The following is a 22,198-nucleotide window of genomic DNA, read 5'->3' on the forward strand; positions in this document are numbered from 1 at the left end:
GACGGTGTCTCCGGTTAGTGGGCGACGGCGGCGGCGCCGTGTTCGTCGATCAATGCGCCGTTGTAGAAACGGTCCATGGAGAACGGCGCGGCCAGTGGGTGCATTTCGCCCTTGGCCAGGCTCGCGGCGAAGACGTTGCCCGAACCGGGGGTCGCCTTGAAGCCGCCAGTACCCCAACCGCAGTTGAAGAACATGTTCTTGACCGGGGTTTTGGTGATGATCGGGCAAGCGTCCGGCGAGGTGTCTACGATGCCGCCCCACTGGCGGTTCATGCGAACACGCGACAGGTTGGGGAACATCTCGACGATGGCCTGCAGGGTGTGCTCGATCACCGGGTACGAACCGCGCTGGCCGTAGCCGACCCAGCCGTCGATACCGGCACCGATCACCAGGTCGCCTTTGTCGGACTGGCTGATGTAGCCGTGTACGGCGTTGGACATGATCACGCTGTCGATGATCGGCTTGATCGGCTCGGATACCAGCGCTTGCAGCGGGTGCGATTCCAGCGGCAAGCGGAAGCCGGCCAGCTTGGCCATGTGCCCCGAGTTACCGGCGGTGACCACGCCGACGCGCTTGGCGCCGATGAAGCCTTTGTTGGTTTCCACACCGATGACCGCGCCGTTTTCCTTGCGGAAGCCGATCACTTCGGTTTGCTGGATCAGGTCGACGCCCAGGGCGTCGGCAGCGCGGGCGAAGCCCCAGGCCACGGCATCGTGACGGGCAACGCCGCCACGGCGCTGTACGGTGGCGCCGAGGATCGGGTAGCGGGTGTTCTTCGAGCAGTCCAGGTACGGGATTTCGGCCGCAACCTGGGCAGTGTTCAGCAGCTCGCCATCCACGCCGTTGAGGCGGTTGGCGCTGACCCGACGCTCGGAGTCACGCATGTCCTGCAGGGTGTGGCACAGGTTGTAAACACCGCGCTGGGAGAACATCACGTTGTAGTTGAGGTCCTGGGACAGGCCCTCCCACAGCTTCATGGCGTGCTCGTACAGGTGCGCCGACTCGTCCCACAGGTAGTTGGAACGCACGATGGTGGTGTTACGGGCGGTGTTGCCGCCGCCCAGGTAGCCCTTCTCGATCACGGCAACGTTGGTGATGCCGTGCTCTTTGGCCAGGTAGTAGGCCGTGGCCAGGCCATGGCCGCCACCGCCGACGATGACTACGTCGTAAACCTTTTTAGGGGTTGGCGTGCGCCACATCCGCTGCCAGTTTTCGTGGTGGCTGAGGGAGTGCTTGAAAAGGCCGAAGCCCGAGTAACGTTGCATGGTGTGTGACTCCACTCAGCGGTAGACAGGGAAATCTGCGCACAGGGCCGCGACGTTCTTCGCCACATCGGCTTCGACGTCTGCGTCACCGAGGTTGTCGAGGATGTCGCAAATCCAGCCAGCCAATGCCACACACTGAGCGACCTTGAAGCCGCGGGTGGTGACGGCCGGGGTGCCGATACGCAGGCCCGAAGTGACGAACGGCGACTGCGGGTCGTTCGGCACGGCGTTCTTGTTGACGGTGATATGCGCACGACCCAGGGCGGCGTCGGCGTCTTTGCCAGTCAGGCCCTGACGGATCAGGCTGACCAGGAACAGGTGGTTGTCGGTACCACCGGAAACTACATCGTAGCCACGGTCGATGAACACCTTGGCCATGGCCTGGGCGTTTTCGATCACTTGCTGCTGGTAGGCCTTGAATTCAGGCTCCAGCGCTTCCTTGAAGCACACCGCCTTGGCAGCGATCACGTGCATCAGCGGGCCACCCTGGGCGCCCGGGAATACAGCGGCGTTCAGCTTTTTCTCGATCTCTTCGTTCGACTTGGCCAGAATCAGGCCGCCACGCGGACCGCGCAGGGTCTTGTGGGTGGTGGTGGTGACCACATCGGCGAACGGGATCGGGTTCGGGTACAGACCAGCGGCAACCAGGCCGGCAACGTGGGCCATGTCGACGAACAGCAGTGCGCCCACTTTGTCGGCGATGGCGCGGAAGCGTGGGAAGTCGAGGGTCTTGGAGTAGGCCGAGAAACCGGCAACGATCATTTTCGGCTTGTGCTCGACCGCCAGGCGCTCGACTTCATCATAGTCGATCAGGCCGGTGTTGGTGTCGATACCGTACTGGACAGCGTTGTACAGCTTGCCCGAGGACGACACTTTGGCGCCGTGGGTCAGGTGGCCACCGTGGGCCAGGCTCATGCCCAGGATGGTGTCACCGGCTTGCAGCAGGGCCAGGTAGACCGCGCCGTTGGCCGACGAGCCGGAGTGCGGCTGGACGTTTGCGTAGTCGGCACCGAACAGCTGCTTGGCGCGCTCGATGGCCAGGGCTTCTACCTTGTCTACGTGCTCGCAGCCACCGTAGTAACGCTTGCCCGGGTAGCCTTCGGCGTACTTGTTGGTCAGGCCGCTGCCTTGGGCCTGCATGACGCGCTTGCTGGTGTAGTTCTCCGAGGCGATCAGCTCGATGTGATCTTCCTGGCGCTGTTCTTCGGCATTCATCGCCGCCAGCAGTGCATCGTCGTAACCCTGGATCTGGTCTTGCTTGCTGAACATTGTGTATCTCCCGGCAGCGATCGTTTTTTGTCGTGGGGCACTGTGGCCCTTTGTGGCGATGTTATGACTGGCGGGGTCGGGTCAGATGCCTGCGCACGCCTTGCAATGGCGCGTTTACGACATTCTCTTTGTGCCGCCCATGCGGGCCCCTTCGCGGGCGCGCCCGCTCCCACAGTGATTGGCGTGTGCAGGACCATTGTGGGAGCGGGCGCGCCCGCGAAGAGGCCGGCACAGTAATGAACAGAAATCGCTGTACGGGTTGTATAGGCAAGTGCTGAATCGATGGTTTAGAGTGCTGTTCTGCGTCGTTCACAGGACCGTGCCATGACAGACAAGAGCCAACAATTCGCCAGCGACAACTATTCCGGTATCTGCCCCGAAGCCTGGGCGGCGATGGAAAAAGCCAACCGCGGCCACGACCGCGCCTACGGCGACGACCAGTGGACCGAGCGTGCATCGGAGTACTTCCGCAATCTGTTCGAAACCGACTGCGAAGTGTTCTTCGCCTTCAACGGCACCGCGGCCAACTCCCTGGCCCTGGCGTCTCTGTGCCAGAGCTACCACAGCGTGATCTGCTCCGAGACCGCCCACGTCGAAACCGACGAATGCGGTGCACCGGAGTTTTTCTCCAACGGCTCCAAGCTGCTGACGGCGGCCAGCGTCAACGGCAAGCTGACGCCACAGTCGATCCGCGAAGTGGCGCTCAAACGCCAGGATATCCACTACCCCAAGCCGCGCGTGGTGACCATTACCCAGGCTACCGAAGTAGGCACGGTGTACCGCCCCGACGAGCTGAAGGCGATCAGCGCCACCTGCAAGGAGCTGGGCCTGAACCTGCACATGGACGGCGCACGCTTTACCAATGCCTGCGCATTCCTGGGCTGCAGCCCGGCCGAACTGACCTGGAAGGCCGGCGTGGATGTGCTGTGCTTTGGCGGCACCAAGAACGGCATGGCGGTAGGCGAGGCAATTCTGTTCTTCAACCGCCAACTGGCCGAAGACTTCGATTATCGCTGCAAGCAGGCAGGGCAACTGGCGTCGAAAATGCGCTTCTTGTCGGCGCCCTGGGTCGGGCTGCTGGAAGATGGCGCCTGGTTACGCCATGGCAACCACGCCAATCATTGCGCGCAGCTGCTGGCATCGTTGGTCAGTGACCTGCCGGGAGTAGAGCTGATGTTCCCGGTTGAGGCCAACGGGGTGTTCCTGCAGATGCCGGAGCACGCCATCGAGGCGCTGCGGGGCAAGGGCTGGCGCTTCTATACCTTTATCGGCAACGGTGGCGCGCGCTTCATGTGCTCGTGGGATACCGAAGATGCGCGGGTGCGTGAGCTGGCCGCGGATATCCGCACGATCATTGGTGGCTGAGCGAGTGCCGGGGCCGCCTTGCGGCCCCGGCGATCTAGAGCCTGAACCCACCCATCTGCCGCGCCAGGTCATCAGCCAACCCACGCAACGCCTGGCACTCCTCGCGGCACCCTTGCACCTCAGCCGCCGTCTCACGCGCCAAATCGGAAATCCCCTGCACTGTCCGGTTGATTTCCTCGGTCACCGCCGACTGCTCCTCGGTAGCCGTGGCCACCTGATGGTTCATGTCACTGATGTGCTCTACCTGGTCGGTAATCGCGCTCAGCGATGCCCCGGTGCGCTGGCTCGACTCCACACCACTGCCGGTTGCCTGCTGCCCTGCCTGCATTGAACTCACCGCCGAACCTGCACCCAACTTCAGCCGCTGGATCATCTGCTGCACTTCATCGGTGGACAGTTGTGTGCGCCTGGCCAGCGTACGAACTTCATCGGCCACCACAGCGAACCCGCGCCCCATCTCCCCTGCCCGCGCGGCCTCGATCGCAGCGTTCAGCGCGAGCAGGTTGGTCTGCTCGGAAATGCTGCGGATTACCGCGAGCACTTCATCGACCGAGGCGACTTCGTCGGCCAGTTGGCTGACCGCATCGGCCGCTTTGCCGATGTCGCCCGACATCCCCTCGATGCCACGAATGGATCGTTGCACCACCTCGCGGGCCTGCAACGCCTCGTCTCGTGCCGACTGCGACGCCTGGGCCGCATCGCCGGCATTGCGGGCAATGTCCTGCACGGTCAGGCCCATCTCGTGTACAGCAGTGGCGACCATTTCGGTCATCTCTTGCTGGCGCCCGGAGCGCTCGGCGGTGTTGTCCACCACCTGGGTTACCTGCTCCACGGCCCGCCGCAGCCGCTCGGAGGTACTCAGCACCTCGCCGATCAGGCTGCGCTGGCTGTCCAGGAAGCGGTTGAAACCACGGGCCAGGTCACCCAGTTCATCCTGGCGCGAATCGTCCAGGCGGTGGCTGAGATCACCCGCTCCACCGCCAATCTGAACCAATGCGGCGGTAACGCGGCGGATCGGCCGCACCAGGCCTCGCGCCAGCAGTACCACCAACAGCAGTGACACCAACGCTACGGCGCCACCGATCAGGCTGGTCAGCCAGACGGCCTGATGCATTTGCGCGTAAATTTCCGACTCTGGCACTTCAGCCACAAGGGTCCAGTTGAGGTCGCGCAGCGGCAGGCCCAGCGCCAGGTAGCGCTCACCGTCACGGCTGAAGCGGCTGCTACGCAGGCTCCCGCCTCCGGTCATGACGCCTTTGGCTGCGTCCGCGCCAAGCTGCTCGGCAAGCTGACGCTTGCCACTGAAGGCAGCATCGGGATGCACCTGGATCAAACCATCGTTGCGTACCAGAAACACTTTGCCGTGCTCGCCAAAGCTGAAGTCGTGGATCAGCTTCGATAACTCGGTCATGCGCAGGCCCATGCCGGCCACACCCACCAGCTTGCCTTCCTTTTCCACACGATAATCGATGAACAGTGCCAGCTCGCCGGTGGCACCATCGATGTCTATGTTGATGAACCGCTCGGCGCCGCTGTCGATATAACCGTAAAACCACTTGTCCTTGGGGTTGCTGCGGCTGAGGGTACGGTCCAGGCCGTTCTCGTTGTAGTAGTGGCCGGTTTCGGTCGAGGCGAACAGCGCAGTGAAGGCCTGATTGCGCTGCTTGGCGGCGGCCAGGTATTCGATGAATTGGGGTGCCTGCGCGGGATCTTCACCGGCAGCAAGCCAGTCGCGCAGCAGGGTGTTACCGGCAACGTCCGCTGCAGCGACCAGCGGCTGGCCCAGCATGCGCTCGATGTCGTTGCGGATGGCTTCGATGCTGGCAGGCAGGGCAGTGTCGACCAGGTAGCGGTCGGTGAGGCGGTTGAGCGCCACGGTGAAGATAATGACTACAACCAAGATGCTCGCCAGCAAGGCAGCGCCCATGCTGGTGATCAATTGCCACTGAATGCTCTTACGCCAGATACGCATGCCCCTACTCCCCGCACATTATTGTTCTGCGGAAAGTGTATACACTTGCGTATCCAGTTAATCCAGTGATCTGAAGCAATCAGATGCACCCTGTAGGAGCGGGTTCAGCAGCGAATGCAGCGTTGAAGCCACTGACGCATTCGCGGGTGAACCCGCTCCTACGGGGGACGGTGTACGGCCTTATTGCTCAGCAATGGTCCGCACGATGGCATCCACTGTGGCATCGATCTGCGCTTGAGTACGCGCAAGGGTCTGCTGATGCCTGTAGGAGCGGGTTTACCCGCGAATGCGATGTTGAAGCCACTGACGCATTCGCGGGTGAACCCGCTCCTACGGGGACGGTGTACGGCCTTATTGCTCAGCGATGGTCCGCACGATGGCATCCACCGTGGCATCGATCTGCGCTTGAGTACGCGCAAGGGTCTGCTGATGCTCTTTCTGCAGTTCGACCTGTTTGGAGCACAGGTTAAGGGCAGCCAGCACCAGCAGTTTGTCACCGATCAAGGTCGGGTACTGACGCTTGGTCTCGTTAAGGGCTTTATTGAGCATCCGTACCGCCTGGGCCAGGGTTTCTTCCTGGCCTTCGGGCGCCTTGATCGAATAGTCGATGCCGAGAATCGACACGACATTGATCGGCTGCTCCTGCAGTCTCATGCGCCAACAACGCCCGCGCTGGCGCGCTCGACCAGGGCCTGGATGCGTGCTGCGGTAGCGCCGTTCTTCTCTTCCTGCTCCATCAGCGACAGCTGCAGGGTTTCGTTCTCTTCCTTGGCCTGGGCCAGCTCCTGGCCAAGGGCGGTGTTCTGCTCGATGAGTTGAGCGTTTTTCTGCATCAGGTCGCTGACCAGTTGCTCGATTTGATTCAGGGAAGCTTCCAGCATGGGTCTATCTCAGGTTGTTGCGAGGGGCACACACGATAAAGAAAAGTGCGCCCTATCGCCATTAAATATCGGATTCATAAGGTGTCTGACCCGCAGATTGACAGGGTAATCGACCCCTTGTTCCGACCTGGATCAACCGCCGGTCAGGAAAAGGCCAGCGGTTGCACAATTTTCCCCGAACGCATTCAAGACTGGCCAGTCACGACCGATAGCCCGGCAAGTCATGTTTTGTCGCTCTTTTCCCACTTGCCTGGATCCTCCTCTCCATGTCCCTACGCAACATGAATATCGCCCCGCGCGCGCTTCTCGGCTTCGCGCTCATCGGCCTGCTGATGCTCGGCCTTGGTATCTTCTCCCTGGTGCAGATGGGCAACATCCGCCAGGCGGGCGTTGCCATCGAGCAAGTCAGCGTGCCCAGCATCAAGATCCTCGACGAACTCACCGCGCTGAACCTGCGCATGCGCACGCTTTCCTATCGCCTGCTGCTCAACCGCGAGCCGGCAACCCAACGCGATACCCTCAATCTTCTTGACCAGCGCAACAGCCAGATCGACCGGGCACGCCAGGCCTACCTGCCAATGATCATCGCCGCCGACGAACAGGCAGCATTCGACCAGTACGGTCAGTTGCTCAACCAGTACCGCCAACTGGAATCACGCATGCGCACACTGAGCCAGGCCGACCGCCTGGATGAACTGCAGGACCTGCTCAACCGCGACCTGCTGGCCAACTCCGAGCAGATCAACAAGGTCATGGACACCTTGGTACGCATCAACACTGATCAGACTCGCGCCACCAACGAGAAAGCCGCCAGCCAGTATGCCAGCGCTTTCGCCCTGGTGATCGGCCTGCTGGTTGCCGCCACCGTACTGACCTTCGCCTGCGCCTTCCTGCTGACCCGCAGCATCGTCAAACCGATCGAAGAAGCGCTCAAAAGCGCCGAACAAGTCGCCGACGGCGACCTGACCCACGTCATCCGCGCAGAGGGCACCGACGAAGCCGCCCGGTTGTTGCGCGCCATGGCGCGCATGCAGGACAAGCTGCGCGACACCTTGCAGCAGATCGCCGGCTCCGCCACCCAGCTGGCCTCGGCAGCAGAAGAGTTGAATTCCGTCACCGACGAAAGTGCCCGTGGCCTGCAGCAGCAGAACAATGAGATTGAACAGGCCGCCACTGCAGTCACCGAAATGACCAGCGCAGTGGAAGAAGTGGCGCGCAATGCCGTGAGCACCTCAGAAGCGTCCAGTGAAGCCAGCCGCTCCACCGGTGATGGTCGTGACCTGGTGATGGAAACCGTGGGTGCAATCGAGCGCATGAGCGGTGATGTGCAAGCTACCGCCAAGCTGATCACCCACCTGGCCGAGCAGTCGCGCGACATTGGCAAGGTGCTCGACGTGATCCGTGGCCTGGCCGACCAGACCAACCTGCTGGCGCTCAACGCAGCCATCGAAGCGGCGCGCGCCGGTGAAGCGGGCCGTGGTTTTGCCGTGGTGGCGGATGAGGTGCGGGCACTGGCTCACCGTACCCAACAGTCGACCAGCGAAATCGAGCGCATGATCGGCAGCATCCAGGGCGGTACGGAAGAGGCGGTAGAATCGATGCGCACCAGCACCGAGCGTGCGGAGTCGACACTGAACATCGCCCGTGGCGCGGGCATGGCACTGGACACCATCGCCGGCGCGGTGGCGCAGATCAACGAGCGCAACCTGGTGATTGCCAGTGCGGCGGAAGAGCAGGCCCAGGTAGCGCGGGAAGTGGACCGCAACCTGGTGAACATCAACGACCTGTCGGTGCAGAGCGCTACCGGGGCGCATCAGACCAGCGCGGCGAGTGCCGAGCTGTCGCGCCTGGCGGTAGACCTCAATGGCCTGGTAGCCCGGTTCCGCACCTAGAAGCATTCGCGGGCACGCCCGCTCCCGCAAGGTTCACCGCAGTCCTGAAGATAGCGATGACCCTGTGGGAGCGGGCGTGCCCGCGAAGAATCCAGACTGGCCACTGGATCAGTAATCGATCCGCACATCCCCTTTCGGCACGCTGCAGCACGACAGGATGTAACCCTCGGCTTCATCCTCTTCGGTGATGCCGCCGTTGTGCTCCATCTCCACCTCGCCGCCCAGCTTGAGCACCTTGCAGGTGCCGCAGATACCCATGCCGCAGGCTTTCGGGATCATCAGGCCAACCTTGGCTGCCGCCGCATGCACGGTCTCGCCCGGGGCGATGCGGATGCTCTTCTCGCTGCCGATGAACTCCACCAGATTGAGGTCGGACACGTCCAGCTCCGGTGCATCGGCCGCCTGCTCGGCGTGCTCCACGGCATCGGCCTTGGCTTCTGCCGGCGTCGCGCCGAACGATTCCTCATGGTAATTCGCCATGTCGAAGCCGACCGCTTCGAGCAGGCGCTTGACCGCTGTCATGTACGGCGTCGGGCCGCAGCAGAACACCACGCGCTCCATGTAGTCCGGCGCGATCAGCTCCATCAGCCGCTGGTTCAGGTAACCGCGGTACCCCGCCCACGGCTCGCCCAGGCCATGCTTTTCGCAAATGATGTGCAGGCTGAAGTTGGGGATGCGCGAAGCCATCTGCTCCAGCTCGCGGTGGTAGATGATGTCCTTCGGCGAACGGGCGCTGTGCACGAACACCATGTCGACATTGGCGTTGGTGTCGTAGAACCAGCGCGCCATCGACATCACCGGGGTAATACCCACACCGCCCGACAGGTACAGCACCTTGCTCGACGGGAAGTCGATGGCGTTGAACAGGCCCACAGGGCCGTGCACCGGCAGCTCGAGGCCTTCGTGCATGGTGTCGTGCAGGAAGTTGGAGACCAGGCCGCCCGGCACACGCTTGACGGTGATCGAGAAGCTGTAGGGCACTGACGGCGAACTGGAGATGGTGTAGGACCGCATCACGGGCTTGCCTTCGATCTCCAGCTCCAGGGTGACGAACTGCCCCGGCTTGAAGAAGAACATGATCGGCTGGTCGGCCATGAAGCAGAAGGTGCGCACGTCCCAGGTCTCCTGGATGACCTTGACGCAGCGCACGATGTGGCGGCCGTTGGCCCAGGTCTGGGTAGTGACCGGATTGAGGAAGGTATCGGACATGTTCATCTCCAGCGGCCGACTATGGCCCTTTTCATGGCTGCGATAATGCGCAAGCTGAAGACGACGTACATTCCTGCCTGCGACATCGACGTGCTTATCGCGACCAGCCCCGTGGCACAAGGGCTGGCGCGTCGTTATTCAAATCGGCCATGTCGCCCGTGGATACGGTTCGCGGCGTCTTCGGACGCACACTCCACGGCAAAAGAACTCGCTGTTTTGTCTGAAACAGCCTTGCGGCACCACAACAACGATTAGCCACCTTTTGCCGGCCGCATACGGCCCCGAGGAATACACGATGGACGTCACCGCAACCCTGAGCCTGGGCGATCCACTTGAACCTGCACGCAAGGCCACCGCCGAGATGTTGCAGACCCGCGAGCGCACCTACTCGCTACCCCAGCCTTTCTACACCGACGAGCGTCTGTTCCAGATCGACATGCAGGAAATCTTCCATAAAGAATGGTTGATCGCCGGCATGACCTGCGAGATCCCGGCCAAGGGCAACTACATCACCCTGCAGATCGGCAAGAACCCGATCATTGTAGTGCGCGGTGCCGAAGGCAAGGTACATGCGTTCCACAACGTCTGCCGCCACCGCGGTTCGCGCCTGTGCGTCAGCGAGAAAGGCAAGGTGGCCAAACTGGTGTGCCCATATCACCAGTGGACTTACGAGCTGGACGGCCGCCTGCTGTTCGCCGGCACCGAGATGGGTGCTGACTTCGATATGAACCAGTATGGCCTCAAGCCCGTGAACGTGAAGGTTGCCGGCGGCTACATCTTCATCAGCCTGGCGGAAAACCCGCCTGCCATCGACGAGTTCCTGGCCACCCTGGACCATTACATGGAACCGTACGACATGGAGAACACCAAGGTGGCGGTGCAAACCACCTTGATGGAAAAGGCCAACTGGAAGCTGGTGCTGGAAAACAACCGCGAGTGCTACCACTGCAACGGTTCGCACCCGGAACTGCTGCAAACCCTGTTGGAGTGGGACGACACCAACGACCCGCGCGCCAGCCAGGAATTCAAGGACCACGTGGCCGCCTCCGCCGCTGCCTGGGAAGCCGAGAAGATCCCGTATCTGCACAAGAGCCACGGCCTGCGTAACCGTATCGTGCGCATGCCACTGCTCAAGGGCACCGTGTCGATGACCATGGACGGCAAGCAGGCCTGCCAGAAGCTGATGGGTCGCATCAAGAACCCGGACCTTGGCTCGATGCGCATCCTGCACCTGCCGCACTCCTGGAACCACTGCATGGGCGACCACATGATCGTGTTCACCGTGTGGCCGATCAGTGCACAGGAAACCATGGTCACCACCAAGTGGCTGGTGCACAAGGATGCCGTCGAGGGTGTGGACTACAACCCCGAGAACATGCGCAAGGTGTGGGACGCCACCAACGACCAGGACCGTCGTCTGGCCGAAGAGAACCAGCGCGGTATCAACTCCACGGCGTACCAGCCTGGCCCTTACTCGAAGACTTACGAGTTTGGTGTGGTGAATTTCATTGACTGGTACAGCCAGCGCGTGCTGAACAACCTGGGGGCAGAGCCGGCGCCATACCTGAAAGAAGTGCAGGCGCAGTAGTAACTGATACACCCGCCATGCTTCGGCGACCGAAGCATGGCGCTTTCACGCCACTGCATCTTAAGGCTGCACTCCCCTACGCATCTCATAAGCCACCGGCTGTATGGGATAGCGCCGCTCGGCAGACGACGTTGCCAATCCGTAAAGCTCATAAGCTGACAAAACTGTGGCGAATGAGGCCACCCCAAAATCAACCCACGCCAACACCTCGGATCCCGGTGTAATCAACCGCGCGGTAGCCGTACCAATACTCAATGAGGCGCTGATGCTTCCCGCGGCCGACACCACCTTATCCGCTACAGACCATCGCGCGACCGCATGCTCCGACGTACCGTACGTGAAAACCCCTGAGCGGCTCGCCGGGTAACCACTATTGAGGGCGAAGTCTCGCCCTGTACGGTAGTTTCGGTACATTTTCACGACACTGATGCCTAGGTTGATCACTCCCGTGACGAGGTTTCTGACTGGCGCAATGATGGCGGGGAAACGGCCACTAGGGTCAGCAAAGTTTACAGGGTCACCTTGGCAGTAGGCGTAGGCATTGAGCCCGCCCTTTCCGAACGGGCTTAACACGTCAGGGCTTATGAACCGCCTGAGGCTCGGCCGGTAGAAGCGATGGCCATTGCCCAATGGATAGCTACCTGTCACCAGATCCAGGTACTGGCCGCTGAAAGCCAGACCTCGTACCGAGACTGCACTCATGCCACCGTAAGGCGAGTAGGCGCGCGGCTCGTAATATCCCGCCCCCAATCCCGATTGCTGCTGGTCGATGTCAAGCAGGCATGTCGTCATGGTTATCCACACTACTTGCATAATGTGGACAGGGTAATGAGCGATCGTGTGCTTGAGTACTGGCAAAAATGTCAGGCACGATACTGATCATTATTTGATCATATTGGCCTAGCCCGCATTATCACTGGGCTACAGCGGAGTTCATACACCTTGTCCACAGAGACACCAACAGACTTTGTGAGCAACCCAATAATTTAATGCAATCGGTTGTGGATAAACGGCTAAAGGCCATGATTAGCAAGGATTGAGTAGGATCAAGTTGATATTGATCATTTTTTGAACAAATCTCTCCAGGCCTTCAACTACGCAGCCTGCAGCCGTAACCGAACAGATTATCCACAGACCGGCTAACAGCGATTGTGGGCAAAATCAGAAAAATGCTGACATACGCGCATGCGAAGATTGGAAGAGTGCCTGATCGTTTTTTGACCAAAACCTTGGAGAGCCCGTCACAACAGGCCTGTAGACATGCACAAACACTTTATCCACACCTTGGCGAACAGATTCGGTGGGCAAAAGCGCTCGCTCGATGCTGAGTATTGAATGAGGGGAGCGGCCTTGCCGGGACGCTCCCACAAAGAGACCTCTAGCCCTGCTGCTTCAGCGCAGGACACCCTCTTCCACCAGCAGCTTGAGGATCGCCTCAGCGCCTTCTTGCGGCGAAACGTCCTTCATCACCTTGCCACCACCGCCACTGGCCTTGGCGGTTGCCGCCTTCATCCGATCGGCGCCGCTCTTGGCCTTGATCACCTTCAAGCGCTTGGGTCGAGGCCGGGCCGGTTGCAGCTCGGCTTCGGCCAACAATTCGTCTTCGACGATGGCCACATTACGCGCCGCCAACACCCCCCGGCGCGCAGGCCCAAAAGCGCTCTGGCGCGGCTTGGGCGCAGCGTTATCCACAGTCGCCAGCAATGGCAGGCGCACCTTCAGCCGACGCCGCTGACCACGTGGCAAAGCCTGCAACACCTGGGCGGTACCGTTATCGATCGACTCCACCTCGGCCAACCCGACAATCAGTGGCCAGCCAAGCTTTTCGGCCAACAGGAACGGCAACATGCCCGAACCCTCGCCAGTCTCGGCCTGGCTGCCGGTCAGCACCAACTGGGCCCCGGCGTCGCGCAGATAATCGCCCAGCACGCCCAGCACATCGGCACCGGCCGGTTGCTCCAGCACGTCGAGGTGGTCCAGGCCCATGCCCAGGTAGGCGCGCAGCGCCTCTTCACGCGGGTCGCCCGCATGCACCACCTGCAAGTTATCCCCAGCCAGCTGCAAACCCAGCTCCACGGCGCGGGCATCCTGCTCGGCGCGGCGGGCGCGGCCAGAGCTGGGGTGGGCACCAATGGAAACCAGGCTGATCACTTTCGTACTCATGCTCGTGCCCTTATGCCGCGTCGCGATGGCCGCCGCTGCGGAAGTTGTCCACAGCCTCGATCAGCGCCTTGAGAATCGCCGAGCTGTCGCCAATCACCGACAGGTCAGCCCGTTTGATCATGTCGCAGCCCGGATCCATGTTGATCGCCACCACCTTGTCGCAGGCACCGATACCCTGCAGGTGCTGGATCGCGCCCGAGATACCCACAGCCACGTAGACACGCGCGGTAACCCAGGTGCCGGTAGCCCCCACCTGGCGGTTACGCGGCATGAAGCCGTCGTCCACTGCCACCCGCGAGGCACCTTCGGTAGCGCCGAGGGCTGCAGTGGCCTTGTGGTACAGGTCCCAGTCCTTGACACCGTTGCCGCCCGAGACGATGAACTCGGCTTCGGCCATGGCAATGGTGGCCGGGTCGACGGCCACCGAACCAAGGTCTTCGATGCGCGGCAGGCTGCGCACCACACCTGTGGACAACTCTACCGGCAAGGCTTCGTGACGGGTTTCGCTGACCGGTTCGGCGCACTCGGCCGCCGCCAGGATCAGACGCGGCACGGCGCGTTGCAGGTCTTGCTGGCCGGCACCGGCGCGGCCGATGCACTGGCCGTCCTTGACCTGCCATACCCGCGTTGCCGGGCGCTCGCCCAGCGCTGCGCCCAGGCGCCGACCCAGTTCACCGCCACCGGTGCGGCTGTCGGGCAGCAGCCAGTGGCGCGGCGTGAACTGGTTATCCACAGTCCACAGGCCTTGCACCAGTTGCTCCGGTGCATAACCTTCAAAGGCCTCGCCTTCGATAACCAGCAGGCGGTCGACACCGGCTGTGGAAAAGTTGCTTTCCTTGTGCTCGTTGAACACCACGGCCAGCACTGCCCCGTCGCTGCCGGCCAGGCTGTGAGCCAGGCCGAGCAGGTCGCGGTCGTGGCTGCTCAGGCGGCCACCAACCATGTCCGGCACAACGGCAATGTAGAACGCCGGCTCCGGCACCTGGTGCAATGGCAACTTGACCTCGACCGCTGCCGTGCGCCGTCCACCCGCACCGGTGCCCTGCTGGGCGCCGCTGCGATCGATACGCTTGATGCCGGCCGGGCCGACAAAGCCCGCGGCAATCGCATGCGGGTTCTTGCGGATGATGCCGTTGGGCCCCATCCAGCTGGTCTGTTGCGTCTGCATCGCAGCATGCAGCGGGTGCAGACGGTTACGGGCGATCCACTCGGCGCGTGGGTCGCGGCGGATAATGTCGCTCATCAGTGCACCTCCGCAGGTTCACGTTTAGCCGTTTGCGGCTTTGGGACAGTGGAGCCGTCCTCCTCGATCAGCACGTCGGCCACCAGTTCAGCCAAATCCTTGATCTGCGGGCGCGGTTCGACCACGCCTTCAAGCATGGCGGTGCACTGCGGACAACCCACGGCTACCAGCTCGGCCTCGGTCTCACGGATGTCGTCCATGCGCATATCGGGAATACGCTGCTTGCCAGGGATGTCAGTGATCGGCGCCCCGCCACCGCCACCGCAGCAACGGGAACGGAAGCCCGAGCGCTGCATCTCGCGCACCTCGATTCCCAGCGCCTTGAGCACTTCGCGCGGGGCTTCGTACTCGCCGTTGTAGCGGCCCAGGTAGCACGGATCATGGTAGGTGACGCTGCCGCCCTTGTGCTGGCCGAGATTGAGCTTCTTGGCCGCGATCAGTTCGGCGATGTAGGTACTGTGGTGCTGCACCTGGTAGTCACCGCCCAAGGCGCCGTATTCGTTCTTCAGCACATGGAAGCTGTGCGGATCGCAGGTAACGATGCGCTGGAACTTGTATTTCGCCAAGGTCTGGATGTTGCGCTTGGCCAGTTGCTGGAAGGTCGCCTCATCGCCCAGGCGACGCGCCACGTCGCCGCTGTCGCGCTCTTCCAGGCCGAGTACGGCAAAATCCACACCCGAGGCTTTCAACACTTTGACAAACGAACGCAAAGTGCGCTGGTTACGCATGTCGAAGGCACCATCGCCAACCCAGAACAACACTTCGGTCGCTTTGACTTCAGACAGCAGTTGCAGGTTAAGGTCGGCAGCCCAGTTCATCCGCCCGCCGGGGGCGAAGCCGCCGGGGTTGTCGGTGGCGATCAGGTTGTCCAGCACCTCGGCGCCCTTGTTCGGGGTAGCGCCCTTTTCCAGGGTGAGGTGGCGGCGCATATCGACGATGGCATCGACGTGCTCGATCATCATCGGGCACTCTTCGACGCAGGCACGGCAGGTGGTGCAGGACCACAGTGTTTCGGCGTCGACCAGGCCATTGACGATCGGCTGGTGCGGATTGCCGCCGTGTTCGCCGATCGGTTTGCCAGGGTACGGGCTACCGGCGAATTGCGCGTCAGTGCCACCGGCAAGGCCGATGACCATGTCCTGGATGAGTTTTTTCGGGTTCAGCGGCTGGCCAGCGGCAAAGGCCGGGCACATGGCTTCACATTTACCGCACTGCACGCAGGCATCGAAGCCCAGCAGCTGGTTCCAGGTGAAGTCCACCGGTTTTTCCACACCCAGAGGGGCGTTCGGGTCTTCCAGATCCAGCGGCTTTAGGCCGGTGGAGCGGCCGCCGCCGAAGCGATCGGCACGGCGGTGCCAGGCCAGGTGCAAGGCACCGGCGAAGGCGTGCTTCATCGGGCCGCCCCAGGTCATGCCAAAGAACAGCTCCGACACACCCCACAGCACACCCAGGCCCAGAATGGCGACCATCACCCAGCCTCCGGTGTTGGCCGGCAGGATACCGGCGACCGGCAGGGTGGCAATGAAGAAGCTCACGGCGAACGCCAGCAAACTCTTCGGCAGGCGCATCCACGGGCCCTTGGACAGGCGAGAAGGCGGGTTGAGGCGGCGTTTGAAGACAAAGATGGCACCGGTGAACATGATCACCGTGGCTACCAGCAGTGCGTAGCCGAGGATCTTGCTCTGCAGGCCAAAACCATGCACCAGAATGGCCAGGGCAGCAGACAGCACAAAGCCGCCCGCAGTGGCCACGTGGGTCTTGGACATGTATTTGTCGCGCTCAACCACGTGGTGCAGGTCCACCAGGTAGCGGCGCGGCATGGCCAGCAGGCCGCCGATCAGGTTGACCTTGGATGGCCGGCCACGGCGCCACATGCGCACCCGGCGCAAGGCACCGAGCACTGCCAGGCCAAGGGCAGCGAACAGCAGGATGGGTAGAAGGGTGTTCAACATGGGAGACTCCCACAAACAGCTGGATTCTTGCGCCGACCAGAGGGCGAGACTGGCCCCATGTAAGAGCGGGTTCACCCGCGAATGCGTCCGGTCAGGCAACAGTGTTGTCAGTGCTGACGCATTCGCGGGTAAACCCGCTCCTACAGGGATCGCGCCCGATGGCGGCGACTGTTAACGATCAGAAGTCCTTGCAGAGGCGCAAGGCGTCGTAGATCGCCGCATGCACGTTGCGCTGGGCCACGCAGTCGCCGATGCGATACAACAGGTAGCCTTCGCCCGGCTGGCTCAGGATCGGCTGTGGCTTGATGGCGAACAGCGCCTCCACGTCGATCTGGCCCTTGTTGCGCGAACCTTCCTTGAGCGCGTAGTACAGCTCTTCGTCAGGGCGCACGCCGTTCTCGACCACTACCTGATCGACCACGCGCTCTTCCTTGGCGCCGGTGTATTCGTTCTCCAGTACCGCCACCAGCTTGTCGCCTTCGCGGTAGACCTTTTCCAGCATCATGTCGCCGGTCATGATCACTTCTTTGGGGTACATGCTGCGGTAGTAGGTGGGGAAAGTGGTACCACCCATGGCCACGCCTGGCTTGATGTCGTCGGTGACGATCTCGACCTGGCTACCTTTGTCGGCGATGAAGTCGGCCACCGACATACCGGTGAATTCGCAGATGGTGTCGTACACCAGCACGTTCTTGCCCGGCGCTACCTTGCCATCGAGCACATCCCAGCTGCTGACCACCAGCCCTTCAGCGGCGCCCCAGTGCTCGTTCTGCTCCAGGAACGAGTGCCCACCTACGGCCAGCACGATGACGTCCGGGCGCAGGTCCTGGATGGCGGCCACATCAGCGGCAGTGCCCAGGCGCAAGTCGACTTTCAGGCGAGCCAGCTCAAGCTGGTACCAGCGGGTGATACCGGCAATCTGGTCACGCTGCGGGGCCTTGGCGGCAATGGTGATCTGCCCGCCGATCTGGTCCCTCTTCTCGAACAGGGTCACATCGTGGCCGCGTTCAGCAGCCACACGGGCCGCTTCCATGCCCGCAGGGCCTGCGCCAACCACCACCACCTTGCGCTTGACGCCGGTGGTCTTCTCGATGATGTGCGGCACACCCATGTATTCACGGGAGGTCGCGGCGTTCTGGATGCACAGCACATCGAGGCCCTGGTACTGGCGGTCGATGCAGTAGTTGGCACCGACGCACTGCTTGATCTGGTCGATCTGGCCCATCTTGATCTTGGCGATCAGGTGCGGGTCTGCCATGTGCGCACGGGTCATGCCGACCATGTCCACGTAGCCGCCTTCAAGGATGCGCGTGGCCTGGTTCGGGTCTTTGATGTTCTGCGCGTGCAGCACCGGGACCTTGACCACTTCCTTGATACCGGCCGCCAGGTGCAGGAACGGCTCCGGCGGGTAGCTCATGTTGGGGATGACGTTGGCCAGGGTGTTGTGAGTATCGCAACCCGAGCCGACCACACCGATGAAGTCGAGCATGCCGGTGGCGTCGTAGTAGGCGGCGATCTGCTTCATGTCCTCGTGGCTGAGGCCATCGGGGTGGAACTCGTCACCACAGATACGCATGCCCACACAGAAGTCGTCACCCACTTCGGCGCGCACGGCTTTCAGTACTTCCAGGCCGAATTTCATGCGGCCTTCAAAGGTACCGCCCCATTCGTCGGTACGCTTGTTGACCCGTGGGCTCCAGAACTGGTCGATCATGTGCTGGTGCACCGCCGACAATTCCACGCCGTCCAGGCCGCCCTCTTTGGCGCGACGCGCAGCCTGCGCGTAGTTGCCGATTACCCGCCAGATCTCTTCCACCTCGATGGTTTTGCAGGTGGCGCGGTGCACAGGTTCGCGAATGCCCGATGGCGACATCAGCGTCGGCCAGTTGAAGCCGTCCCAACGCGAGCGACGGCCCATGTGGGTAATCTGGATCATGATCTTGGCGCCATGCTTGTGCATGGCGTCGGCAAGGTTCTGGAAGTGCGGGATGATGCGGTCGGTCGACAGGTTGACCGATGCCCACCATTCCTGCGGGCTGTCGATGGCCACCACCGACGAGCCGCCACAGATGGCCAGGCCGATGCCGCCCTTGGCCTTCTCTTCGTAGTACTTCACATAGCGGTCGGTCGTCATGCCGCCGTCAGTGGCGTAGACCTCGGCGTGCGCGGTGCTGAGCACACGGTTGCGGATGGTCAGTTTGCCGATCTGAATCGGCTGGAACATTGCTTCGAATGCCATGACGCTATCTCCGGCTTACAACGGCTTTGTAACGAACAGGCCATCTTCGTGGCCTTCTTCCGACCCGCCATAGACCTGTTCGGCCACGGTGCGGATCTTGCTGCCGCGGGCAGCGAGAATCTGGTCCATCGCGCCGGCGAACCAGCCGGTGAACATGTAGTCGACCTTGCGGCCGCACTTGCCATAGACGTACACGAACGCAGAGTGCTTGAGCTTGACGCTGCAGGTACCTTTATCCAGGTCGATATCCTGGATCTCGAACAGGCCCCAGCCACGCTGGCTCAGGCGCTTCATGTAGTGCTCGAACACCGCTACGCCTTCCAGGCCATGGCACTCGGCCTCTTTCTCACACCAGTGCCAGGCGGACTTGTAGCCAGCCTTGTAGAGGATTTCGGCATAGGCGTCGGCGCCCAGCACTTCCTCGATGCCCATATGGTTATTGACGAAGAAATGACGAGGCACATACAGCATCGGCAAGGCGTCGCTGGTCCAGACACCGGTCTCGCTGTCGACTTCGATTGGCAATTGCGGGGCGATTTTGGCCATGGAAACTCAACTCCATAAAAATTTTTTGTGGGTGCCCCGGCGTTGCTGGCAGGGGCTATCAGGCTTGGAGAGCGGCTTACTCGCCCCAGACATCCTTGAGGACGTTTACCCAGTTCTCGCCCATGATCTTGCGCACCACACGCTCGGAGTGGCCGCGCTTGAGCAAGGTCTCGGTGAGGTTGGGGAATTCGCCGACGGTGCGAATGCCCAGCGGGTTGATGATCTTGCCGAAGTTGGTCAGGCGGCGGGCGTAGCCCTTGTCATGGGTCAGGTATTCGAAGAAGTCCTGGCCGTGACCCTGGGTGAAGTCAGTACCGATACCGATGGCGTCTTCACCGACGATGTTCATGGTGTACTCGATGGCTTCGGCGTAGTCATCGATGGTCGAATCAATGCCTTTGGCCAGGAACGGCGCGAACATGGTGACGCCGACGAAACCGCCGTGATCGGCGATGAACTTCAGCTCTTCGTCCGACTTGTTGCGCGGGTGCTCTTTCAGGCCCGAGGGCAGGCAGTGCGAGTAGCACACCGGCTTTTTCGATTCGAGGATGACTTCTTCGGAAGTCTTGGAGCCGACGTGGGACAGGTCGCACATGATGCCGACACGGTTCATCTCGGCAACGATCTCGCGACCGAAGCCGGACAGCCCGCCGTCACGCTCGTAGCAGCCGGTGCCAACCAGGTTCTGGGTGTTGTAGCACATCTGCACGATGCCCACGCCCAGCTGCTTGAACACGTCCACATAAGCGATCTGGTCTTCGAACGCATGGGCGTTCTGGAAGCCGAAGAGGATGCCGGTCTTGCCCAGCTCCTTGGCCTTGCGGATGTCGGCGGTGGTGCGCACCGGCATCACCAGGTCGCTGTTGTCGCGGATCAGCTTCTGGCTGGACGCAATGTTGTCGACAGTAGCCTTGAACCCTTCCCAGACCGACACCGTGCAGTTGGCCGCAGTGAGGCCGCCTTTGCGCATGTCTTCGAACAGCTCGCGGTTCCATTTGGCGATGATCAGGCCATCGATGACGATGCTGTCGGCGTGTAATTCGGCTGGGCTCATCAGGCTGTCCCCTTTTATAGAGTTGGGTCGCGCCAAACCTTCTGCCGGCGCTTTGAGGCCAGCATATGCCTGTGCCCCGAGGCGCCCCGGTGCAAAAACGACAGGGGGTTTGCCGAAAGCGTCAATGCGCGACAAGAGCGCGTCTGGCGCGTGTTCCGGGGATGAGAGACAGTCTCGATAACGCCATTTGCGGCCGGTACATGAACATTTGACCAGGGAGCTACCACCGGACCTCAGGCTGAGCGAGAATCCCTGCGATTCGACAGCCTGTTGAGGAGAAAACGGATGAAATCAATGGCATGGCTGGTGCTGCTGGCCATCGTGAGCGGTGCCCAGGCCAGCGAGGAAGAAAGCACACCTTGCGACAATGTGGAGACCGACCAGCAGACCTTCGCCTGCGCAGCATTCAACAAGCAGATCGCCGAGCGTGAACTGCAGTCGGCCTACGACGACCTGATCGAGCGCATGCGTGATCAGTTTGGCGACGAGGCTGGCCTGATGTCGCGAATTGACGCAGCCGAGCAAGTCTGGAGCCAACTGCGCGATGCAGACTGCAAGGTCGAAACCCATGCTGAACAACCAGGCAGCAAGGCCTACCAGATCGCCTGGAACAGCTGCATTGCACAGCGCAGCGATGAGCGAGCGGAGTACTTGCGCAGCCTGGGCCTGCAAAACAGTGAAGAGCTGGCACCCGAAGATTGATCAGCTCGCGCGAGTGAAGGATCAGCTCCAGAGGAACAACATGCCGCTGATGCCCCCTGCTTGATTGCTCGATAGTGCCCTCAGACCACGTGCTCCCCATGTGCGTCTTGGAACTCACAACTATCAAGGAATTACAAAGTGGCTGACATCAAAGTTGAAATGGAAAAAATCCGCAAAGAGGGTCAAGAGCGCGTAGCCGCTACCGGCCAGACCATCTGCATCTTCGCTGACAATGTGCCTGCCAACATTGCGGAAGACATCCTGGCCGGCATGCGCTTGATGACCGAACTGGCCAACAAGAAGTTCGACAAGGAAACCCAGCAGCGCGAGTGGTACAACTTCTACAACGATGGCCTGATCAAGTTCGGCTGGACCATGACAGGTGCTGCACATGCCGAAGATGCCATTGATGAGGACAACCTGACCCTGGCAGAGCTGATCACCAAGTCCGTCACCATCAGCGTCTCCGCGGACCCTCGTCGCGCCGCCTGCGCCCGGCGTGTTCTGCAAATTGTCGTGCAGAAACCGGAAGTCAAGGCGCACCTGGAAAAGCACAGCCATAGCGAAACCGGCAAATCGAGCAACTTCGTGGTCGCCCAGTGCGAAATGACGCCACAAGGCCTGCCCGCGATGCACATGACCAGCTTCCAGGCCAGCTACGACTCGAAAGTCGAGCGTGAAGGCGCCCTGACCCGCAAGGTCGACAAAACCTCTACCCGCGTTTATCGCGCTTCGCAACAAGGCACGTTCAGCGTTCGTCACTTCGACGCTGCACGTGACCTTGTGAATGAGAAGATCAAAGGCGACCTCGGCGCGTTTCTCGCTATCTGATTAGCGAGGCCGGGTACCCGCGCGCGC

Annotated in this window: 18 protein-coding genes and 3 pseudogenes; 6 read left to right on the forward strand and 15 right to left on the reverse strand. The window is 61.6% G+C overall.

Translation table 11 applies throughout. The features are described 5' to 3' along the window. Positions 1-14: 14 nt before the first annotated feature. Both ACF8RA_RS16110 and ACF8RA_RS16115 read right to left on the reverse strand, forming a co-directional pair. A complete protein-coding gene (locus tag ACF8RA_RS16110; protein ID WP_003255680.1) occupies positions 15-1,265 on the reverse strand; it encodes a sarcosine oxidase subunit beta family protein in 1,251 nt (416 codons plus the stop codon). A gap of 15 nt (positions 1,266-1,280) precedes the next feature. Further along, the gene (locus ACF8RA_RS16115) at positions 1,281-2,534 is read right to left on the reverse strand and encodes a serine hydroxymethyltransferase (RefSeq protein WP_021782655.1); all 1,254 of its coding nucleotides are present in this window, start codon (positions 2,532-2,534) and stop codon (positions 1,281-1,283) included. Positions 2,535-2,858: 324 nt separating this feature from the next. On the opposite strand from ACF8RA_RS16115, the gene ACF8RA_RS16120 reads away from it, so the two are divergent. Then, the gene (locus ACF8RA_RS16120; RefSeq protein ID WP_392519357.1) at positions 2,859-3,899 is read left to right on the forward strand and encodes a low specificity L-threonine aldolase; all 1,041 of its coding nucleotides are present in this window, start codon (positions 2,859-2,861) and stop codon (positions 3,897-3,899) included. 34 nt (positions 3,900-3,933) lie between these two features. Here the strand turns inward: ACF8RA_RS16120 and ACF8RA_RS16125 are convergent, their stop codons facing one another. From ACF8RA_RS16125 to ACF8RA_RS16145, 5 genes and pseudogenes are all read right to left on the reverse strand, one after another. Further along, on the reverse strand, positions 3,934-4,671 hold the full coding sequence (locus ACF8RA_RS16125; RefSeq protein WP_370588310.1) for a methyl-accepting chemotaxis protein: 738 nt from the start codon (positions 4,669-4,671) through the stop codon (positions 3,934-3,936). 126 nt (positions 4,672-4,797) lie between these two features. Further along, positions 4,798-5,871 (reverse strand): annotated as a pseudogene (mcpH, locus tag ACF8RA_RS16130) (methyl-accepting chemotaxis protein McpH); the annotation flags it as partial. A 180-nt stretch (positions 5,872-6,051) separates the two neighbouring features. Next, positions 6,052-6,132, reverse strand: a pseudogene (locus ACF8RA_RS16135) (cell division protein ZapA); the annotation flags it as partial. Between the two features lie 90 nt (positions 6,133-6,222). Beyond that, entirely contained in the window at positions 6,223-6,525 is a 303-nt protein-coding gene (locus ACF8RA_RS16140; protein WP_003255684.1) for a cell division protein ZapA, read from the reverse strand. Beyond that, positions 6,522-6,752, reverse strand: coding sequence for a hypothetical protein (locus ACF8RA_RS16145; RefSeq protein WP_003255686.1), 231 nt, complete (start codon positions 6,750-6,752; stop codon positions 6,522-6,524). The genes ACF8RA_RS16140 and ACF8RA_RS16145 overlap by 4 nt, the downstream gene beginning before the upstream one ends. 281 nt (positions 6,753-7,033) lie before the next feature. Between ACF8RA_RS16145 and ACF8RA_RS16150 the strand changes: the two are divergent. Next, positions 7,034-7,789, forward strand: a pseudogene (locus ACF8RA_RS16150) (MCP four helix bundle domain-containing protein); the annotation flags it as partial. Next, positions 7,781-8,644 (forward strand): methyl-accepting chemotaxis protein, encoded by an 864-nt coding sequence (locus tag ACF8RA_RS16155; RefSeq protein WP_370844219.1) that lies wholly within the window; start codon positions 7,781-7,783, stop codon positions 8,642-8,644. The pseudogene ACF8RA_RS16150 and the gene ACF8RA_RS16155, both read left to right, overlap by 9 nt. Before the next feature lie 108 nt (positions 8,645-8,752). Here ACF8RA_RS16155 and gbcB read toward each other — a convergent pair whose 3' ends face one another. Then, positions 8,753-9,853, reverse strand: coding sequence for a glycine-betaine demethylase subunit GbcB (gene gbcB, locus ACF8RA_RS16160; protein ID WP_176683566.1), 1,101 nt, complete (start codon positions 9,851-9,853; stop codon positions 8,753-8,755). 295 nt (positions 9,854-10,148) lie between these two features. On the opposite strand from gbcB, the gene gbcA reads away from it, so the two are divergent. Further along, positions 10,149-11,441 carry a glycine-betaine demethylase subunit GbcA gene (gene gbcA, locus ACF8RA_RS16165; RefSeq protein ID WP_143494265.1) on the forward strand — a complete coding sequence of 431 codons (1,293 nt, stop codon included), beginning with the start codon at positions 10,149-10,151 and terminating at the stop codon, positions 11,439-11,441. 60 nt (positions 11,442-11,501) lie between these two features. Here the strand turns inward: gbcA and ACF8RA_RS16170 are convergent, their stop codons facing one another. The 7 genes from ACF8RA_RS16170 to ACF8RA_RS16200 all read right to left on the reverse strand — a co-directional run bounded on the left by ACF8RA_RS16170 (position 11,502) and on the right by ACF8RA_RS16200 (position 20,638). Next, positions 11,502-12,233, reverse strand: a complete 732-nt coding sequence (locus ACF8RA_RS16170) for an RHS repeat-associated core domain-containing protein (RefSeq protein WP_392460599.1) — start codon at positions 12,231-12,233, stop codon at positions 11,502-11,504. Between the two features lie 600 nt (positions 12,234-12,833). After that, positions 12,834-13,604 (reverse strand): electron transfer flavoprotein subunit beta, encoded by a 771-nt coding sequence (locus ACF8RA_RS16175; protein WP_176683569.1) that lies wholly within the window; start codon positions 13,602-13,604, stop codon positions 12,834-12,836. Between the two features lie 10 nt (positions 13,605-13,614). Next, the gene (locus tag ACF8RA_RS16180) at positions 13,615-14,847 is read right to left on the reverse strand and encodes an electron transfer flavoprotein subunit alpha/FixB family protein (RefSeq protein ID WP_392513996.1); all 1,233 of its coding nucleotides are present in this window, start codon (positions 14,845-14,847) and stop codon (positions 13,615-13,617) included. After that, on the reverse strand, positions 14,847-16,799 hold the full coding sequence (dgcB, locus tag ACF8RA_RS16185; RefSeq protein ID WP_021782649.1) for a dimethylglycine demethylation protein DgcB: 1,953 nt from the start codon (positions 16,797-16,799) through the stop codon (positions 14,847-14,849). Before dgcB ends, ACF8RA_RS16180 begins: the two co-directional genes overlap by 1 nt. 178 nt (positions 16,800-16,977) lie before the next feature. Then, the gene (gene dgcA / locus ACF8RA_RS16190) at positions 16,978-19,038 is read right to left on the reverse strand and encodes a dimethylglycine demethylation protein DgcA (RefSeq protein WP_003255697.1); all 2,061 of its coding nucleotides are present in this window, start codon (positions 19,036-19,038) and stop codon (positions 16,978-16,980) included. Positions 19,039-19,053: 15 nt separating this feature from the next. Further along, on the reverse strand, positions 19,054-19,584 hold the full coding sequence (locus tag ACF8RA_RS16195; RefSeq protein ID WP_003255698.1) for a DUF5943 domain-containing protein: 531 nt from the start codon (positions 19,582-19,584) through the stop codon (positions 19,054-19,056). A 76-nt stretch (positions 19,585-19,660) separates the two neighbouring features. Next, positions 19,661-20,638, reverse strand: a complete 978-nt coding sequence (locus tag ACF8RA_RS16200; protein WP_003255700.1) for a dipeptidase — start codon at positions 20,636-20,638, stop codon at positions 19,661-19,663. A 285-nt stretch (positions 20,639-20,923) separates the two neighbouring features. On the opposite strand from ACF8RA_RS16200, the gene ACF8RA_RS16205 reads away from it, so the two are divergent. Further along, on the forward strand, positions 20,924-21,340 hold the full coding sequence (locus tag ACF8RA_RS16205; RefSeq protein ID WP_392460600.1) for a lysozyme inhibitor LprI family protein: 417 nt from the start codon (positions 20,924-20,926) through the stop codon (positions 21,338-21,340). A gap of 138 nt (positions 21,341-21,478) precedes the next feature. Further along, complete coding sequence (locus tag ACF8RA_RS16210; RefSeq protein ID WP_020193117.1) at positions 21,479-22,171, forward strand: hypothetical protein; 693 nt, start codon at positions 21,479-21,481, stop codon at positions 22,169-22,171. Positions 22,172-22,198 lie beyond the last annotated feature (27 nt).

The sequence above is a fragment of the Pseudomonas sp. FYR_5 genome (genome assembly GCF_043106315.1).
Classification (GTDB): domain Bacteria; phylum Pseudomonadota; class Gammaproteobacteria; order Pseudomonadales; family Pseudomonadaceae; genus Aquipseudomonas; species Aquipseudomonas putida_Y.

Excerpts from the sequence above, each read along its gene's own strand:
- ACF8RA_RS16110 (WP_003255680.1), bottom strand. The coding sequence starts at position 1,265 with ATGCAACGTTACTCGGGCTTCGGCCTTTTCAAGCACTCCCTCAGCCAC.
- ACF8RA_RS16115 (WP_021782655.1), bottom strand. The coding sequence starts at position 2,534 with ATGTTCAGCAAGCAAGACCAGATCCAGGGTTACGACGATGCACTGCTG.
- ACF8RA_RS16120 (WP_392519357.1), top strand. The coding sequence starts at position 2,859 with ATGACAGACAAGAGCCAACAATTCGCCAGCGACAACTATTCCGGTATC.
- ACF8RA_RS16125 (WP_370588310.1), bottom strand. The coding sequence starts at position 4,671 with ATGACCGAAATGGTCGCCACTGCTGTACACGAGATGGGCCTGACCGTG.
- ACF8RA_RS16140 (WP_003255684.1), bottom strand. The coding sequence starts at position 6,525 with ATGAGACTGCAGGAGCAGCCGATCAATGTCGTGTCGATTCTCGGCATC.
- ACF8RA_RS16145 (WP_003255686.1), bottom strand. The coding sequence starts at position 6,752 with ATGCTGGAAGCTTCCCTGAATCAAATCGAGCAACTGGTCAGCGACCTG.
- ACF8RA_RS16155 (WP_370844219.1), top strand. The coding sequence starts at position 7,781 with ATGCAGGACAAGCTGCGCGACACCTTGCAGCAGATCGCCGGCTCCGCC.
- gbcB (WP_176683566.1), bottom strand. The coding sequence starts at position 9,853 with ATGTCCGATACCTTCCTCAATCCGGTCACTACCCAGACCTGGGCCAAC.
- gbcA (WP_143494265.1), top strand. The coding sequence starts at position 10,149 with ATGGACGTCACCGCAACCCTGAGCCTGGGCGATCCACTTGAACCTGCA.
- ACF8RA_RS16170 (WP_392460599.1), bottom strand. The coding sequence starts at position 12,233 with ATGACGACATGCCTGCTTGACATCGACCAGCAGCAATCGGGATTGGGG.
- ACF8RA_RS16175 (WP_176683569.1), bottom strand. The coding sequence starts at position 13,604 with ATGAGTACGAAAGTGATCAGCCTGGTTTCCATTGGTGCCCACCCCAGC.
- ACF8RA_RS16180 (WP_392513996.1), bottom strand. The coding sequence starts at position 14,847 with ATGAGCGACATTATCCGCCGCGACCCACGCGCCGAGTGGATCGCCCGT.
- dgcB (WP_021782649.1), bottom strand. The coding sequence starts at position 16,799 with ATGTTGAACACCCTTCTACCCATCCTGCTGTTCGCTGCCCTTGGCCTG.
- dgcA (WP_003255697.1), bottom strand. The coding sequence starts at position 19,038 with ATGGCATTCGAAGCAATGTTCCAGCCGATTCAGATCGGCAAACTGACC.
- ACF8RA_RS16195 (WP_003255698.1), bottom strand. The coding sequence starts at position 19,584 with ATGGCCAAAATCGCCCCGCAATTGCCAATCGAAGTCGACAGCGAGACC.
- ACF8RA_RS16200 (WP_003255700.1), bottom strand. The coding sequence starts at position 20,638 with ATGAGCCCAGCCGAATTACACGCCGACAGCATCGTCATCGATGGCCTG.
- ACF8RA_RS16205 (WP_392460600.1), top strand. The coding sequence starts at position 20,924 with ATGAAATCAATGGCATGGCTGGTGCTGCTGGCCATCGTGAGCGGTGCC.